The sequence below is a fragment of the Flavobacterium agrisoli genome, assembly GCF_016522065.1.
Taxonomy (GTDB): domain Bacteria; phylum Bacteroidota; class Bacteroidia; order Flavobacteriales; family Flavobacteriaceae; genus Flavobacterium; species Flavobacterium agrisoli.
Genome location: NZ_JAEHFV010000002.1, coordinates 309,266 through 323,969, shown reverse-complemented (window position 1 = coordinate 323,969; position 14,704 = coordinate 309,266). Strand labels below are relative to the sequence as shown.

12 protein-coding genes are annotated in these 14,704 nt (G+C 35.9%); 5 read left to right on the top strand and 7 right to left on the bottom strand.

The window, feature by feature from the left end; all coding sequences use genetic code 11:
- The first annotated feature begins 151 nt into the window (after nucleotides 1-151).
- Both I5M07_RS06455 and radA read left to right on the top strand, forming a co-directional pair.
- The gene (locus tag I5M07_RS06455; RefSeq protein ID WP_200105399.1) at nucleotides 152-1,297 is read left to right on the top strand and encodes an alpha/beta hydrolase; all 1,146 of its coding nucleotides are present in this window, start codon (nucleotides 152-154) and stop codon (nucleotides 1,295-1,297) included.
- Nucleotides 1,297-2,658, top strand: coding sequence for a DNA repair protein RadA (gene radA, locus I5M07_RS06450; protein ID WP_200105398.1), 1,362 nt, complete (start codon nucleotides 1,297-1,299; stop codon nucleotides 2,656-2,658). Before I5M07_RS06455 ends, radA begins: the two co-directional genes overlap by 1 nt.
- A 65-nt stretch (nucleotides 2,659-2,723) precedes the next feature.
- Here radA and I5M07_RS06445 read toward each other — a convergent pair whose 3' ends face one another.
- Nucleotides 2,724-3,722 (bottom strand): pectinesterase family protein, encoded by a 999-nt coding sequence (locus I5M07_RS06445; RefSeq protein WP_200105397.1) that lies wholly within the window; start codon nucleotides 3,720-3,722, stop codon nucleotides 2,724-2,726.
- Between the two features lie 134 nt (nucleotides 3,723-3,856).
- Between I5M07_RS06445 and I5M07_RS06440 the strand changes: the two genes are divergently transcribed.
- Complete coding sequence (locus I5M07_RS06440; protein ID WP_200105396.1) at nucleotides 3,857-5,821, top strand: transglycosylase domain-containing protein; 1,965 nt, start codon at nucleotides 3,857-3,859, stop codon at nucleotides 5,819-5,821.
- A gap of 63 nt (nucleotides 5,822-5,884) precedes the next feature.
- On the opposite strand, the gene I5M07_RS06435 is transcribed toward I5M07_RS06440, so the two are convergent.
- From I5M07_RS06435 to I5M07_RS06425, 3 genes are all read right to left on the bottom strand, one after another.
- Complete coding sequence (locus I5M07_RS06435) at nucleotides 5,885-6,922, bottom strand: NADP(H)-dependent aldo-keto reductase (protein ID WP_200105395.1); 1,038 nt, start codon at nucleotides 6,920-6,922, stop codon at nucleotides 5,885-5,887.
- Between the two features lie 217 nt (nucleotides 6,923-7,139).
- On the bottom strand, nucleotides 7,140-8,081 hold the full coding sequence (locus I5M07_RS06430) for an OmpA/MotB family protein (RefSeq protein WP_200105394.1): 942 nt from the start codon (nucleotides 8,079-8,081) through the stop codon (nucleotides 7,140-7,142).
- A 63-nt stretch (nucleotides 8,082-8,144) separates the two neighbouring features.
- Nucleotides 8,145-8,909: an exodeoxyribonuclease III gene (locus I5M07_RS06425; protein WP_200105393.1), complete on the bottom strand. Its 765-nt coding sequence runs from the start codon at nucleotides 8,907-8,909 to the stop codon at nucleotides 8,145-8,147.
- A 116-nt stretch (nucleotides 8,910-9,025) separates the two neighbouring features.
- On the opposite strand from I5M07_RS06425, the gene I5M07_RS06420 reads away from it, so the two are divergent.
- Nucleotides 9,026-10,831 carry a GNAT family N-acyltransferase gene (locus I5M07_RS06420; protein WP_200105392.1) on the top strand — a complete coding sequence of 602 codons (1,806 nt, stop codon included), beginning with the start codon at nucleotides 9,026-9,028 and terminating at the stop codon, nucleotides 10,829-10,831.
- Between the two features lie 67 nt (nucleotides 10,832-10,898).
- Here I5M07_RS06420 and I5M07_RS06415 read toward each other — a convergent pair whose 3' ends face one another.
- Both I5M07_RS06415 and I5M07_RS06410 read right to left on the bottom strand, forming a co-directional pair.
- Nucleotides 10,899-11,180, bottom strand: a complete 282-nt coding sequence (locus I5M07_RS06415; protein WP_200105391.1) for a TM2 domain-containing protein — start codon at nucleotides 11,178-11,180, stop codon at nucleotides 10,899-10,901.
- Between the two features lie 185 nt (nucleotides 11,181-11,365).
- On the bottom strand, nucleotides 11,366-12,313 hold the full coding sequence (locus I5M07_RS06410) for a 2-hydroxyacid dehydrogenase (protein WP_200105390.1): 948 nt from the start codon (nucleotides 12,311-12,313) through the stop codon (nucleotides 11,366-11,368).
- A gap of 196 nt (nucleotides 12,314-12,509) precedes the next feature.
- On the opposite strand from I5M07_RS06410, the gene nhaA reads away from it, so the two are divergent.
- Nucleotides 12,510-13,682: a Na+/H+ antiporter NhaA gene (gene nhaA / locus I5M07_RS06405; RefSeq protein WP_200105389.1), complete on the top strand. Its 1,173-nt coding sequence runs from the start codon at nucleotides 12,510-12,512 to the stop codon at nucleotides 13,680-13,682.
- A 60-nt stretch (nucleotides 13,683-13,742) separates the two neighbouring features.
- On the opposite strand, the gene I5M07_RS06400 is transcribed toward nhaA, so the two are convergent.
- Entirely contained in the window at nucleotides 13,743-14,702 is a 960-nt protein-coding gene (locus I5M07_RS06400; RefSeq protein WP_200105388.1) for a family 43 glycosylhydrolase, read from the bottom strand.
- Nucleotides 14,703-14,704 lie beyond the last annotated feature (2 nt).

Genomic DNA, 14,704 nt, shown 5'->3' with positions numbered 1-14,704 from the left:
GTTTTTTAAGCGCATTTTTTTTTGAAATAAATTCACGATTTTATTAAAATTTTCCTTTTCCAGGCAAAGCATTTGCCAATTGAAAAAGCAAATAAAAATGCTATATTGCTGCTTTATTTTAGAAATTTTTAATTTTAGTAATGTCCCCATCATGAAAAAAATTTACCTACTTATTTTATTAGTAAGCTTTTCGGCTTTTTCGCAAAAAAAAATAATCGAAATCAATTCGGTTAAACTCCATGAAAAAAGAACTCTATCTATTGTATTGCCGCCTTCTTACGAAACCAACCCGGATAAAAAATATCCTGTTTTGTACCTTTTAGATGGCGATTATTTACTAGAACCTTTTCAAGGGGCGCTTAATTATGGAATGTATTGGGATGATTTGCCCGAAGTAATATTGGTTGGAATTCATCAAGACCAAACCCGTTATGACGACTGTACGGTAGATGAAATACAAGGGATTCCATTTGAAAAAGGGGCTCAATTTTTTGAATTTATTGGAACGGAAGTGGTAAATCATGTAGATGAAAAGTTTCGAACTTCTTCCTTCCGGATTATTGCAGGGCATGATACCACAGCAGGGTTCCTGAATTTTTATTTATATAAAGAAAACCCACTTTTTAACGCATACATTTCGTTAAGTCCCGAATTAGCTCCAAAAATGGAAATGCGCATACCCGAGCAATTTTCAAAAATTAAATCGCCTATTTTTTATTACCAGTCTTCGGCCGATGGCGATATAAAAAATATTAAAGAACCAGTTGAAAAACTCGATCAAAACATTAAAATTACCGAGAATAAACTCATCAATTATAAATACAATTTTTTTAAAAATAGTACCCATTATTCGTTAGTCTTATATTCTATTCCGAATGCTTTGTATCAGATTTTCGAGGCTTATAAACCCATTAATTCGGCCGAATTTAACGATAAAATCATGACTTTAGAAACCGGTTTTGCCGATTATTTAAGTCAGAAATACGAGTATATGGACAAAACATTGGGAATCAAAATCCCGATGCGAATGAACGATTTTAAAGCGATTGAAACCGCTATTATGAAAAAGCAGGCCTATGATGAATTAGAGCCTTTAGCTGTGATTGCAAATACCGATTATCCGCAAGCTATGTTGGGCGAATATTTAATGGGAGTGATGTATGAAAAAAGAAGTGATTTTAAACGTGCTGGGAAACGCTATCAAGTAGCTTCTCAAATGGAACCCATCGATAATTTAAATAAAGATGTCATGTACGAGAAAATGGAAGAAATGAATACGCTAAGTGCTAAAAAATAATGTCAAAAGTTAAAACCTCCTTTTTTTGCCAAAAATGTGGCGCACAATATGCCAAATGGCAAGGACAATGCAATTCTTGTAAAGAATGGAATACTATTGCCGAAGAAATTATTCAAAAGCAAGAAAAAGTAGCCTGGAAAACAGAATCAAGTCCAGTGACCAAAGCACCCAAACCTTTGCGGATTAACGAAATTGATTCGACTCAGGAAATTCGGCTTGACACGACCGATGCCGAATTAAATCGCGTGTTGGGTGGTGGTCTTGTTCCAGGTTCATTAACGCTTTTAGGAGGTGAACCGGGTATCGGAAAAAGTACGTTGTTGCTGCAAATATCATTACACCTGCCCTATAAAACGCTGTATGTTTCTGGAGAAGAAAGTCAAAAACAAATAAAAATGCGTGCCGAACGCATTACCTCTAAAAGCGACAATTGCTTTATTTTGACCGAAACCAAAACGCAAAATATTTTCAAGCAAATTGAAGCTATAGAGCCCGAAATTGTCATTATCGATTCGATACAAACGCTTCATACCGATTATATCGAATCAACCGCTGGAAGCATTTCTCAAATTCGAGAAACTACCGCCGAATTGATAAAATTTGCAAAAGAAAGTAATATTCCGGTAATTTTAATCGGACATATAACTAAAGACGGTACTATCGCAGGACCGAAAATTTTGGAGCACATGGTTGATACGGTTTTGCAATTTGAAGGCGATCGGAATCATGTATATCGTATTTTAAGGTCTTTGAAAAATAGGTTTGGTTCTACTTCCGAATTGGGCATTTACGAAATGCTGGGCAGCGGTTTACGCGAAGTAAATAATCCTTCCGAAATTTTGATTTCACACAAAGACGAAGAACTTTCCGGTACTGCCATTGCCACTACTTTGGAAGGGATGCGCCCTTTAATGATCGAAATTCAGTCCTTAGTAAGTACCGCTGTTTATGGAACTCCCCAACGCAGTACAACGGGTTATAATGCCAAACGATTGAATATGATTTTGGCTGTGCTCGAAAAAAGAGCCGGATTTAGATTGGGTGCAAAAGATGTTTTTTTGAATGTTACTGGCGGAATTTCGGTTGATGATCCAGCCATTGATTTGGCTGTGGTTGCCGCAATTTTATCTTCAAATGAAGATATTGCGGTGCCAAAAGGATTTTGTTTTGCTGGCGAAGTTGGTTTATCGGGTGAAATCCGACCGGTGAATCGCGTGGATCAACGTATACAAGAAGCCGAAAAATTAGGTTTTTCTACCATTTTCGTTTCCAAATACAATAAAATCGCCTTAAAAAATACCGGAATCAAAATTGAATTGGTGACCAAAATTGAAGATGTTGCGGCTTATCTTTTTGGTTGATTTTTTTGGTTTTAAAAAAGAATAAAAAAAACAGTAACTTTTTTGGTTACTGTTTTTTTATGAGTTTACTTTTGTTTTTTCGGATTCCAATCGTTTAAAACGTTATCCAAATCGTATTTTTTTAAATCTTCTTTTTTAAGTTGATGCGACCACGAAACACGCTTTGAAATTTCTTTCGCACCCTCACCCGAGCTACCATATTCAGCATAATAAGCTGTTTTGTCTTTGTCGGGAAAGCGTTTGTCAATCCAAGGATTCCATCCTGCTGGAATAATATGTTTTCCCATTTTTGTGTTAATAAAAACGGTTTGTGCAAACGGTCTCCAAGGACGACCTAAGTATACTTTTTTTACCGAATCACTAGCGGCAATCAATTGGCAATCCACAAAAACAAAACCGTATTTTTCTCCTTCTACGGTAGATGCTGCTGTAATGTACGAATCTTGCAAACTCTCAATAGTGCATTTTTTGAAATAGGCGGTAGTGGCACCAAAAATAAAATCGGTCGTTCCGCTGATGTAGCAATTTTCTAAATAATTACGAACTCCATCACGATCTAAATAAACAGTATCTTGATTGCCTAACAAACGGCAATTTTTTACAATTAATTTATCGCATTTGGTATGTAAAGCTACTGCTTGCCCAACGCGTCCAGCTGTATTTTCGATGGTTAAATTTTCTAAAACGCAGTTATCGGCTCTAATTAATAAAGTATACGAAGTTGACGTGCTATAGGTCGTTTTACCTTCTTTTGAATCTTCAGGACGTAATGGTTTTCCCGAAAAATCATTGTACGAAATAATCGTTTTTTCTTTGTTTTCGCCTATTAATTGGATGTTTTTTTTAGAAGATGGAATTTCTAATTTTTCAAAATACATTCCGTTTTTTATCGAAATAATAGTGGTTCTTTCAGAGTCTTTTGGTACATTGTTTAAGGCTTCCTGAATGGTTTTGTATTCTCCAGAACCATCTTGTGCAACGGTTATTTTGAGGGGTTTTTCAGGGTCAAAGGCAAACGAAAAGGAGGTGGTTAGTAGCAATAAAAATACTAAAAATGGTTTCATAGTTAATTGGGTTAAATTTTGTGCAATGAGGTCAAATATATTATTTTAAATTTTACATTTGAAGAAATAACCCGAAATCTATAAAACAGATTGCTTTAAATTTGGGAATCGGTAATGTAATTGTATTGTTTTTCATGAAAATTCAAAAATCAACCCTAATTCTGTCGCTTAAAATTTTTGCGGTGCTTTTGCTAGTTGTTTTATGCGGCGCCTATTTTTTTAGAGCGACCCTTTTGCAACAAGCCCTTGCTAAAATCACGAGCAAAATGAATACCGATTACAACTGTTTTTTTTCGGTGAAAGAAAGTGCTTTTGAAGGAATTTCGAATGTAAAATTAAGTCAGGTCATTTTAGCACCAAAAAATTCCGATACGTTACTGAATATTCAGCATATTGAAACTGAAATTGCCTTGTTGCCTTTGTTGGTAGGCGATATTCAACTAGGAAAATTGCAGTTAAGTAATGGCTATATTCAATTGACTAAAAAGGGTAAAATTAGAAATTTTGATGCTTTTTTGAAGAAGGATTCTGATGATATTCACAAAGATGATAAACGGGATTATGCGGATTTTGCCTATCGACTTATTTCAAAAATGTTGAATTTGGTTCCTGTGGATATGAAAGTTGAAAATGTGACTTTCAAACTTAACGATAACGAAAAAAAAGCAACCTTAAAAATCAATCAATTGATTTTGGCTAACGAGCAACTCAATACCCAATTGGCTATTAAAACCAACACTTTTGAGCAGCGTTGGCGCATTAACGGTTTTGCCGATCCCCGAAATAAACAAGCCGACATCCGGTTTTTTAACTTAGACACCGGAGCCATTAAAGTGCCCTATTTAGACGAAAGGTATCAATTGATTGCTAGTTTCGATTCCATTCGATTGAATATTGATAACATTCAAAAATCAAGAGGCAAACTGCATATAGATGGTTTTTCTTCGATCGTAAATTTAAAAATCAATTACCCTAAAATTGCCAGCAAAGACGTATTGATTAAAAATGCCCTTTTTGATTACCGTTTTTTATTAGGTGAAGATTTCATCTCGGTTGATAGTACTTCTACCATGCAACTCAATCAAATCAAATTGCATCCGTATGCATCGTATCAAACGGCCAACGATACCATTTATACACTAAAAATTGCTATTCCTAAAATGCAGGCGCAACATTTCATCAACTCCTTGCCAAATGGATTGTTTACACATTTTGAAGGCATGAAAGCGACAGGTAATTTTGACTATAAATTGGATTTTAAATTCAACAAAAACAAACCCAATACGTTGGTTTTTGACAGTAAGTTGAATAAAGAAAACTTCAAAATTCTACAATATGGCGAGGCTAATTTGAATAAATTAAATGGTGAATTTACCTATCGTGCTATTATCAATAATGTTCCGCAACGGCCTATTTTGGTAGGAGTGGCCAATCCAAATTATACTCCTTTGACCGACATTTCGCCTTATTTACAAAAATGCGTTTTAACATCTGAAGACCCTTCTTTTTTTCATCATCGAGGTTTTATCAACGAAGCGTTTAAACAATCTATTTTAAAAAACATCCGAACCAAAAAATTTGCAAGAGGCGCTTCGACCATTAGCATGCAATTGGTGAAAAATGTGTTTTTGACCAGAGAAAAAACGCTTTCACGAAAATTAGAAGAAATTTTGTTGGTTTACCTACTCGAAAACAATCGAATTGTAAGCAAATCTCGAATGTTAGAAGTCTATTTTAATGTAATCGAATGGGGACCCAATGTGTACGGAATTGGCGAGGCAAGTCGTTTTTATTTTCAAAAAGCACCATCCGATTTAAATTTGAATGAATGTTTGTTTTTAGCGTCGGTTATTCCGAGTCCGAAAAAATTCATGTATAAATTCAATAATCAAGGGAATTTAAAAGAATTTGCCATCAAAAATGAAAAATTCATGCGTAATTTAATGTTGCGAAGAGGTGTTTTGGTGACCGAAGATACCGTTGCTCAAAAACCAATTCAGGTTTCCGGAAATGCTCGATCGTATTTGCATATTACAGTCCCCGATTCTTTAACGATTGCCAACGATTCGATTAAAGAGTTAGACGAATTCGATTTTTAAAAACAAAAAAAGCACCTTTTCAATTTTAAAAAAAGGTGCTTTTTTCTGAACTAAATCAAGTGCTTAAGGAGCTGGATTTGGACTAATTTTATGTACTGCTTCAATTTCTTCTAAAACCGTTTCTGAAAGCGTTAAGTTAATAGATTCGATGTTTTCTTTTAATTGCGATAAGGAAGTGGCTCCAATAATATTGCTAGTTACAAAAGGCTGTTGCGTTACAAAAGATAATGCCATTTGCGCCATATTCAAGTTGTGTTTTTGAGCAATTTCGGAGTACAGTTTAGTAGCTTGCGTACTTTGTTCGCTGTTGTAGCGCGAAAATTGTGGAAATTTATTGATGCGCGCATTGGGTAATTTTTCGCCAGTTAAAAACTTTCCAGACAACACGCCAAACGCCATTGGTGAATACGCCAAAAGGCCTACATTTTCTCTGTAACTTATTTCGGCATTACCAATTTCGTAGGTTCTATTTAATAACGAATAGGGATTTTGAACCGTTTTAATTCGAGGTAAATGATGTGTTTTGCTTTCTTCTAAAAAACGGCTAATCCCCCAGGGCGTTTCATTTGATAAGCCAATGTGCTTGATTTTTCCTTCTTTAACAAAACGATCCAAAGCGGTTAGCACTTCGTGAATGTTGTCTTGCCAAGCATCTTCTTCTAATTTAAATCCGAGTTTGCCAAAAAAATTGGTTTTGCGTTCCGGCCAATGCAGTTGGTACAAATCAAGGTAATCGGTTTGTAAACGCTGTAAACTTTTTTCTAATGCATATTGAATGCTGGCGGCCGAAAAATCGTTTTTTTCGCGCATGTAACCAAAATTAGGATTGGGGCCGGCAATTTTAGAGGCTAATACAATTTTATCTCTATTACCTGTTTTTTTGAGCCAAGTACCAATAATTTTTTCGGTGCTACCGTAAGTGGCTTCACGAGCCGGAACAGCGTACATTTCGGCTGTGTCAAAAAAATTCACGCCTTGTTCTAACGCATAATCCATTTGTTGGTGTCCTTCGGCTTCGGTATTTTGTTCGCCAAAAGTCATGGTGCCCAAACATATTTTACTGACTTTAATATCGGTGTTGGGTAAAGTGGTGTATTTCATTTTTTTCTTTAAGGTTCAAAAGTTGCAAAGAAACAAAGGTACAAAGTGATTTTTCAAATCGAAATGTCTCAAAGGTTAAAAAAAGTACAAGATTTTTTGGTTGATTCTGCATGGGCTACAAAATTGGGATGGAAACAAAAAAGGCTCAAAGATTTTTCTTTGAGCCTTTGCACCTTTGTTCCATTAAACCTTAAAATGCAGTTTGGAATTGCTTTTTTTAATCAATTTCGTTCAACATGTCGGCAATTTCATCCAAACGAGGCGTTAAGATAATTTCGATACGACGGTTTTTTGCTTTGCCTTCATTGGTAGCATTGCTCGCTAGAGGCGAATATTCGCTACGTCCCGCAGCAGTTAATTTTTGCTTGTTGATTTTAGGATTTTCTGTCAAAATGTTCACTATGGCAGTGGCTCTTTTGGTTGATAAATCCCAGTTGTTGGCAATTGGTCCCGAACCCGCGTATGGGTCGTTGTCTGTATGACCTTCAATTAAAACATTTAAATCAGGGTTATCGCCTAAAACTTTTCCTAATTCAACTACCGCTTTTCTACCTTCGGTTCCTACGGCCCAACTTCCCGAATTGAATAACAATTTGTTTTCCATCGAAACATATACTTTTCCGTTTTTTTGCTCAACGGTAAGTCCTTTGCCTTCAAAACCATTTAAGGCTTTCGATAACGTTTCTTTCAAGGTGCGCATGGCAGCTTCTTTTGCGGCAATCATGGCTTCTAGTTCTTTTAATCGGTTGGCTGTTTTGTCCAAACGTTCTTGTTCGGCTGCTAAGGCTTTGCTTTTGGCTTCGAGTTGTTCGAGCAACTCGCGGTTTTTATTCATGTTACTTTGCAAAGCAGCATTGCTATTTTTTTCGAGAGCATCATACGAATCTTGCAATACTTTTAATTTTTGTTGTGAAGCAGCGTAATCGGCTTTTTGTTTTTCGAGTTCGGCTTTGGTGTTGTTTAAATCTTTATTTAAGTTATCCTTATCTAACTCTAATTGGTTTTTTTCTTTTTGCAACGCTTCGTTGGCATCGGCCATTTCGCGGTTTTCTTTTTTCAGGTCTGCGTATTTAGACTCTAAATCGGTATATATTTTTTTAGAAACACACGAAGTGCTCAAAGCTAAAAGGAGTAATCCGAAAGCGGCTTTTTTAATCATAATTTTTAGATGTAAAAGGATTAACGTTTTTTTGTTTTTGAAATTGCTACAAGAATAATACCATTAATCGTCAATTTCGACTAAAATTGGGCAATGGTCCGAGTGCATGGCATCTGGAAGGATAACGGCTCTTTTGAGTTTGTGTTCTAAGTTTTCGCTAACCAAATTATAGTCAATGCGCCATCCCTTATTATTTCCTCTGGCTCCAGCTCGGTAGCTCCACCACGAATAATGGTGAGGTTCTTTGTTAAAATGCCTAAAACTGTCTATAAAACCCGATTTCATAAAACCATCGAGCCAAGCGCGTTCTTCGGGCAAAAATCCCGAAACCGTTTTGTTGCGAACCGGATCGTGAATATCAATGGCTTCGTGGCAAATATTATAATCGCCACAAATAATCAAATTCGGAATAGTGTTTTTCAGTACGTTGATATAAACCTGAAAATCATCCATATATTTAAACTTATGATCCAATCGGGCAATGTTGGTTCCCGATGGCAAATACAAACTCATTACCGCACACGAATCAAAATCGGCGCGAAGGTTGCGGCCTTCAAAATCCATGTGTTCAATTCCGGTTCCAAAAACAACATTATTGGGTTTTATTTTCGATAAAATGGCCACGCCACTATAGCCTTTTTTGGTAGCAGGATAATAATATTGGTACGGATAACCCGCTTCGGTTATAGCTTGAGTCGGAATTTGTTCTTCGGTGGCTTTAATTTCTTGTAAACAAATAACATCGGGATTGGCTTGTTGCATCCAATTTATAAATCCCTTAGAAATTGCGGCTCGAATACCGTTAACATTATACGAAATAATCTTCATTTGAATTTTTTTTTGAGTTTCAAATGTAATAAAAATGACTAAAGTTTGAATTATAAACCCAAGAAACTACCGTTTTTTGTTATCTTTGCTCACTGCTTTAAAAAATAAACAATTACATGGGTTTAGTTACCGCAAAAGAAGTTGCCAATGCAATAAATGTTAGTAAGTACGGCGTGTTAGGCACGTTTTCTGGCTGGGTACTTATGAAGGTGCTAAAAATTTCTACACTAAATAAAATATACGATCGCAACAAACATTTAGAAGATGTTACTTTTTTGAATGCGATTTTAGACGATTTACAAATAAAATTTGAAATCCCGGAGGAAGATTTAAAACGATTGCCAAAAGACGGCGCATACATTACCATTTCCAATCATCCGTTGGGTGGTGTTGATGGCATTTTATTGTTGAAATTAATGCTCGAAAGAGAACCTAATTTTAAAATTGTAGCTAACTTTTTGTTACATCGAATTGAACCTCTTAAAAAATACATCATGCCGGTAAATCCTTTTGAAAATCATAAGGATGCCAAATCGAGTGTGGTGGGACTCAAGGATACTTTACGTCATTTAAAAGAAGGTAAACCGTTAGGGATTTTTCCTGCCGGAGAAGTTTCTACCTATGTTGATGGGCAATTGGTGGTTGATAAACCTTGGGAAGAAGGCGCAATTAAATTAATTCGGAAAGCAAATGTTCCGGTGGTTCCTATTTATTTTCATGCCAAAAACAGCAAGTTGTTTTATTGGCTCTCTAAAATAGACGACACCTTGCGTACCGCCAAACTGCCTTCGGAGTTGTTGACGCAAAAAGACCGCATTATTAAAGTTCGTATCGGAAAACCCATTTCGGTTGCCGAACAAAATGAAATAGAATCATTTGATGAATATTCGGATTTTTTACGCCGAAAAACGTACATGTTGGCCAATCCGTTTGAAAAAGAACACAAACTGTTGCAAACACCTTCTTTAAAATTGCCTAAAAGTCCAAAGGAAATTGTTACGGCAACGGATCAAACCAAAATAGAAGCAGAGGTTAAAAAGTTACGCGACAATGACTGTCGGTTGTTACAAAGTAAAAATTACGAAGTCTTTTTTGCCGATGCGAAAGCCATTCCAAATATTTTGCACGAAATTGGTCGTTTGCGCGAAATTACCTTTAGAGAAGTAGGCGAAGGCACTAACGAATCGATAGACATCGATAAATTTGATCAATACTACCACCACATGTTTTTGTGGGATGAAGAAACCAAGAAAATTTCGGGCGCTTACCGAATGGGACTGGGATCTGAAATTTATCCAAAATACGGAATTGAAGGTTTTTATTTGAATGATTTGTTTCGATTTGAGCCTGAGTTAAACGATTTGATGTTGAATTCGATTGAAATGGGACGCGCCTTTATTATCAAAGAATACCAACAAAAGCCAATGCCGTTGTTTTTGCTTTGGAAAGGAATTATTCATACCACTTTACGTTATCCGGAGCATAAATATTTAATTGGTGGTGTGAGTATTAGCAATCAATTTTCGGATTTTTCGAAATCATTGATGATTGAGTTTATGAAATCGAATTATTACGACCCGTATATTGCGCAATACATTCATCCTAAAAAGGCCTATAAAGTCAAATTGAAAGATGCCGATAAAGATTTTATTTTTGATGAAGCCGAATCGGATTTGAATAAATTTGATAAAATAATCGACGAATTAGAACCGGGTAATTTACGTTTACCAGTTTTGATTAAAAAATACATCAAACAAAATGCACGTGTAATTGCTTTTAATGTTGATCCGTTATTTAACAATGCCATTGATGGTTTGATGTATATCAGAATTGCCGATATTCCGGATAGTACCATGAAGCCTGTTATTGAGGAATTTCAATTGGAATTAGAACGAAAATTAGCAGAAAAAGACGAAGAATAAATACAGTCTTCTGTAAAAATAAAAAATCCCACTAGTTAATAAAGTGGGATTTTCATTTTATAAAGTTTTAAAACCAAGGTTTTTTATTCACTTGATAGGTTTGGTAAAAATCTTCATCTGTTTTTGTTAGATAAATAATGCCTTCAATAAAAGCAATTATTCCAGCTAAACCACAGGTTATAACTCCAATCGCCAATTGAATTATGCCTTCTTTAGTATATCCTAAAACAAATTTATGCACACCTAGAGTGCCAAAAAGCAAGGCTAATATTCCGGCTACAATTTTTTTGTTTTCTTGTCTTGGCGCTTGGGGTTGGTTCCATTCTTCAAAAGGGGTTGCGTTTTCCATTTTTATAGTAATTAGGATTATTAAAATGCTTCAACATTTCCAATATAATTCATTTTATCTAAATTATCTTCAGAGTTGTTTTTGTTAAATTTTGAAAACAATAATAAAAAAAATAATCATACTTAAAACATCAAAGTATGATTATTTTTACATAATCGATTGCGAATCAATAGCGGTTTTGGTATTTAGTCCTTGTAAATGGCTATAATTTTATCCACAATTACTTGCGCTAAGCGTTCGTGACTTTCAAAAGTCCAACCGGCCACATGAGGCGATAAGAGCACATTATCGGCTTCTAATAAATATTGAAAAGCTTCGGGAGTATTTTTATCTTGAAACAAGGTTTCAAAGGATAGTTTTTCGTATTCCAAGACATCTAATCCAGCTCCTAAAATTTTTTTTGATTGTAAAGCAGTGACCAAATCAGCCGTTACAATGTTTTTGCCTCGTGAGGTATTGAATATCCAAAAGGGTTTTGAAAAGGCATTAATAAACGAGGAGTTGACCATTTTATCGGTTTCGGGTGTCCAAGGTAAATGCAAACTGAGTACCTCTGTTTTTTCTTGAAATTCGGCCAACGAAACCTGGCGAGCATTGTCATCGCCCACGTTTTCTTTAATGTCGTAGCAAAGAACTTCTACGGCAAACCCGCGTAATTTTTTAGCAAACCATTTTCCCATGTTGCCGTAACCAATTATACCGACCACCTTTCCGTCTAGTTCATGACCACGGTTGCTTTCTCGATTCCATTGTCCAGAACGAATTTCTTTATCTGCACGATTCAAGTTGTTAAAAAGAGATAAAATCATTCCCAAAGTATGCTCGGCTACAGCATTCCGGTTGCCTTCGGGAGCAGCAATAAGCTGAATCCCTTTCTTTTCGGCATAGTCACAATCAATGCTTTCTAATCCGGCACCCACTCGGGCTATAAATTGCAATTGCGGTGCAGCATCAATAAAAACCGAATCAATTTTAAATCGACTGCGAATAACGATGCCATGATAATCTTTAATTTTAGCTTCGATTTCTTCTTTTGAAGAAGTAAAATCGGCGTAATTTTCAAATCCAGCGGCTTCGAGTTCGTTCCAAAGTACTGGATGATTGCTGTCTATATGTAGGATTTTTTGTTTCATAATACAAAGTTATCAAAAAAAGGGTGCTATTTATTTTGAAAAGTATTTCGGATGTTGCTATAAAAATTGAAAATGCAATTCCATTTTGTTTTTTTCGAAAAGGGAGCGGTTTCATTTTTTATTGGTGATATTTTTTTAACTTTGAAAATTATGCAATTTTTCGCCTAATATCATACCAAAACAAGCCTATTTTATAATGAAATTAACTAAAACATTCAAAGTCTTTTTTGAAAACGAAAAATCGGGAGGTGTACTCTTGATATTTGTAACCTTACTATCTCTTTTTCTGGCCAACTCAAGTGTATCTGCCGATTATATTGGTTTTTGGAACACGCATATCGGCCATCATACAGTAACCGATTGGATTAATGATGGTTTGATGACCATTTTCTTTTTGTTAATCGGACTCGAATTAGAACGCGAAATTTACAAAGGAGAATTGTCGAGTATTAAAAATGCGGCTTTGCCTATTTTTGGTGCTTTAGGTGGTATGTTGGTTCCGGCGGGTTTGTATTTGTTGTTGAATTATGGAACGGCAACTCAAAGCGGAGCTGGAATCCCGATGGCGACCGATATTGCTTTTGCTATCGGAATATTGTCGCTGTTAGGAAATAGAGTGCCAAGCTCTTTAAAAGTATTTTTAACGGCTTTGGCTGTAATTGATGATTTGGGCGCTATTTTGGTCATTGCCATTTTTTATACCAAAAGTATTGCGTTTTTAAATTTGGCAATTGCTGGCGGCATTATGGGATTTTTGTTCATCTTAAACCGAATGAAAGTTCAAAATTTAATTCCGTATTTAATCGGAGGTGCTATTATGTGGTACTACATGTTAACCTCGGGTGTTCATGCTACTATTACCGGAGTTTTATTGGCATTTGTAATTCCGTTTTCGGGCGGGGGACCAAGAACGAGCTCGTATAAATTACAGCATTTTTTACACAAACCCGTTTCCTTTTTTATTTTGCCCTTATTTGCTTTGGCCAATACTTGTATTGCAATTGGCTCCGATTGGCACGAAGGTTTAACGCACTTAAATGCATTCGGAATCATCTTAGGATTGGTTGTAGGAAAACCGGTTGGAATTTTATTATTTGCTTTTTTAAGTGTAACAGTGGGCGTTTGTGCATTGCCAGTTGATCTTAAATGGAAGCATATTTTAGGAGCCGGAATGTTGGGCGGTATAGGTTTTACCATGTCTATTTTTGTAACCATTTTGGCTTTTTCAGATCCCGAAATTATTACCTATTCCAAAATAGCCATTTTAATTGCCTCCTTAACTTCTGGATTTTTCGGATTCGTTTATTTGAATTCTATTCTAAAATCGAAAACCAAAAAAACACGAGTGGTACATCAGCATCAAAATTAATTTTAGAGTTTAGTTAAAAAAAAAGGACTTTCATTGTGTTTGAAAGTCCTTTTTTGATTTTTATTTGAAGGTATTGCCCACGCCTTTATCGGTTCTGACTATTTTTTGAATAGTGCCATCTTCATTAAAATAAAGATTTTCGGCGCAAGTAACGCGTTGCTTCTTATTACAATCGGAGGTTTTGTCTTCAATCCATTTGTGGTAAAACAAAACCCATTTTCCTTTAAATTCTACGATAGAGTGATGGTTGTTGCTGTCGTTTTCTTCATCCATAATCACACCTTGGTATTTCCAAGGGCCTTTTGGAGATTGTGCTGTATAATACGTCAAAATCTGATTGTCTTCTGGCATCGTATAATAATAAATCCCCTTGCGTTTAAAAACCCAAGGACCTTCTCTTTTGGGTTTGTAACCGCCCATATCCATGGTGTACAAATCGCCTTTTACACTTAATAAATCAGCTGCCATTTCCGCAACCAAATAATCGCCTCCACCATTAAAGTAGATATAACCTTTGCCATCATCATCAATAAATAAGCAAGGGTCATTGGCGTAAGGTTTGGTCCAAAGCGGTTTTCCTATAGCGTCTTTAAAAGGACCAGTAGGCGAATCGCTAACCGCAATGCCTATTCCCATCCATTTGGTACTGTTTTTTGGATTAACACGGTCTTTGAAACCATTCCCGGCCGGAAAACAAAAATAATATTTGCCGTTTTTGTAAGCACAATCGGGAGCCCAAGCAAAATTATCGGCCCAAGTTAAATCGTCTACTGTCATACAAGCGCCGTGATCGGTCCAGTTTACCAAATCGCTCGAGGAAAAAACATGCCAGTCTTTCATAAAAAAATCGGGTTGGCATTCGATATCATGGGAAGTATAAAGGTACATTTTACCATCTTTCCAAACGTGAGCAGAGGGATCGGCTGTTTTGATGTTACTGCCAAAATTTAACGGATTTTGAGCCAAAGTTGCTAAAGTGGATATGAGTAAAATACCAAGTAAAAAGCGTTTGTAGATCATAA

Excerpts from the sequence above, each read along its gene's own strand:
- I5M07_RS06455 (WP_200105399.1), top strand. The coding sequence starts at position 152 with ATGAAAAAAATTTACCTACTTATTTTATTAGTAAGCTTTTCGGCTTTT.
- radA (WP_200105398.1), top strand. The coding sequence starts at position 1,297 with ATGTCAAAAGTTAAAACCTCCTTTTTTTGCCAAAAATGTGGCGCACAA.
- I5M07_RS06445 (WP_200105397.1), bottom strand. The coding sequence starts at position 3,722 with ATGAAACCATTTTTAGTATTTTTATTGCTACTAACCACCTCCTTTTCG.
- I5M07_RS06440 (WP_200105396.1), top strand. The coding sequence starts at position 3,857 with ATGAAAATTCAAAAATCAACCCTAATTCTGTCGCTTAAAATTTTTGCG.
- I5M07_RS06435 (WP_200105395.1), bottom strand. The coding sequence starts at position 6,922 with ATGAAATACACCACTTTACCCAACACCGATATTAAAGTCAGTAAAATA.
- I5M07_RS06430 (WP_200105394.1), bottom strand. The coding sequence starts at position 8,081 with ATGATTAAAAAAGCCGCTTTCGGATTACTCCTTTTAGCTTTGAGCACT.
- I5M07_RS06425 (WP_200105393.1), bottom strand. The coding sequence starts at position 8,909 with ATGAAGATTATTTCGTATAATGTTAACGGTATTCGAGCCGCAATTTCT.
- I5M07_RS06420 (WP_200105392.1), top strand. The coding sequence starts at position 9,026 with ATGGGTTTAGTTACCGCAAAAGAAGTTGCCAATGCAATAAATGTTAGT.
- I5M07_RS06415 (WP_200105391.1), bottom strand. The coding sequence starts at position 11,180 with ATGGAAAACGCAACCCCTTTTGAAGAATGGAACCAACCCCAAGCGCCA.
- I5M07_RS06410 (WP_200105390.1), bottom strand. The coding sequence starts at position 12,313 with ATGAAACAAAAAATCCTACATATAGACAGCAATCATCCAGTACTTTGG.
- nhaA (WP_200105389.1), top strand. The coding sequence starts at position 12,510 with ATGAAATTAACTAAAACATTCAAAGTCTTTTTTGAAAACGAAAAATCG.
- I5M07_RS06400 (WP_200105388.1), bottom strand. The coding sequence starts at position 14,702 with ATGATCTACAAACGCTTTTTACTTGGTATTTTACTCATATCCACTTTA.